1 protein-coding gene and 1 pseudogene are annotated in these 1,245 nt (G+C 36.9%); both read left to right on the top strand.

Annotated features, from left to right (window positions below):
- Positions 1 to 1,053, top strand: a 1,053-nt coding sequence (locus QZ657_RS16950) for a 3-dehydroquinate synthase (RefSeq protein WP_291968214.1), incomplete at its 5' end; no start/stop codon positions are given.
- Positions 1,054 to 1,058: 5 nt separating this feature from the next.
- Positions 1,059 to 1,245 (top strand): annotated as a pseudogene (locus QZ657_RS16945) (xylose isomerase); the annotation flags it as partial.

Below are 1,245 nucleotides of genomic sequence, written 5' to 3'. Positions count from 1 at the left end.
GCGGACTATAAAGATTTTGAACCTGTAAAAATATTATTTGTTTTAGATGAAGGGGTTAAACATCATCATCCCTCTTTAATACCTCAAATTGAAGATTATTGTAAAGCACACCGGCAAACTATAAAATATACCGACACTTTAGTGTTGCCAGGGGGAGAACAAGTAAAGAATAGTGATAAGGCTATTGAAACAGTTTTAAAAGGGGTAAACGATAATAAAATTTGTCGTCATTCTTTTCTGGTAGTCATTGGTGGTGGTGCTGTAATTGATATGGTCGGTTATGCGGCAGCTATAGCACATAGAGGCGTTAAATTGATAAGAATACCTACAACGGTATTATCACAGAACGATTCTGCAGTAGGGGTAAAGAACAGTGTAAATGCATTTAAGAAAAAAAATTTTTTAGGAACATTTGCACCGCCGTTCGCCATAATTAACGACAGTGATTTTCTTGAAACCTTAGAACAGCGCGATTGGATTTCCGGAATTTCCGAAGCCATTAAAGTGGCATTGATCAAGGATAAAACCTTTTTTAAATATATTGCCGATAATGCAGTTGCATTAAAAAATAGGGAAATGGAGCCCATGCAGTATGTTATTTACAAATGTGCCGAAATGCACATGCATCATATTGCACAAGGTGGAGACCCATTTGAATCCGGATCGTCTAGACCTCTGGATTTTGGACATTGGGCTGCACATAAAATGGAATTCATGACCAATTATGAGTTGAGACATGGTGAAGCTGTAGCCAAAGGCATCGCATTAGATGTTACCTATGCGCAGTTAGTTGGATTGATTTCTGAAGAGGATTTACAGCACATTTTGGATGTAATGATCGCTATTGGTTTTGATTTATCACTCCCGGTGCAGAGCAATGATAATATTGAGCAGTTATTAAACGGTATAGAGGAGTTTAGAGAGCATTTAGGGGGGCAATTGACAATAACCCTTATTTCTGATTTGGGCGTAAAGCACGACGTACATACTATTGATATGGAGTTAATGTCCAAAGCCATTACTAAACTTAATCATCAATTCGCATTAAATTAAATGCAATGCAACTGAAAAAAAAACTTCACCTAACATATTGTACAAATATTCACCCTGGGCAAGATTGGAAAAATACTTTTAATAGTATTAAGCGTCATGTGCTTGGTATAAAAAAAGAAGTTTCAAAGAATCAAGCTTTTGGTTTAGGACTGCGTCTATCAAATAAAGCCAGCGAAGAGCTTGACATGGGCA

Source organism: Maribacter sp. (assembly GCA_020629415.1).
GTDB lineage: Bacteria > Bacteroidota > Bacteroidia > Flavobacteriales > Flavobacteriaceae > Maribacter > Maribacter huludaoensis.
This window is presented reverse-complemented; position numbering and strand designations above follow the sequence as displayed.